The sequence below is a fragment of the Pseudoalteromonas sp. CR1 genome, from assembly GCF_019392235.1.
Classification (GTDB): domain Bacteria; phylum Pseudomonadota; class Gammaproteobacteria; order Enterobacterales; family Alteromonadaceae; genus Pseudoalteromonas.
On record NZ_JAHXRM010000452.1, the window covers coordinates 1 to 251 of the forward strand.

Consider the following 251-nt stretch of genomic DNA (forward strand, 5'->3'; position numbering starts at 1 on the left):
TGTTCCACGAGCATGTCGGCAGCAGTCCGCTGGACTACCTGCACACGCTGCGGTTAACCGTGGCCCGTGAGTTGCTGGTTGAGTCGACCCTGGACATTGAAACCGTCGCCGAGCGCGCAGGCTTTGGTTCGGCGCGCCATCTGCGGCGCATCTGGGGCAAATATGAAGCGGGGACGCCTTCAGCTGGGCGTGTCGCCGCCGCTGGTTGAGGCTTGCTCAACCTCAGCGTCCAGTTTCGCGCGGTCGGCTTT

The 251-nt window shown here is 63.7% G+C and carries 1 protein-coding gene; it reads left to right on the top strand.

Going from position 1 to position 251, the window contains the following annotated elements:
- Positions 1–209 (top strand): helix-turn-helix domain-containing protein (locus tag KZZ04_RS20115; RefSeq protein ID WP_219424024.1); only part of this gene is annotated, 209 nt, incomplete at its 5' end.
- Between the last annotated feature and the right edge of the window lie 42 nt (positions 210–251).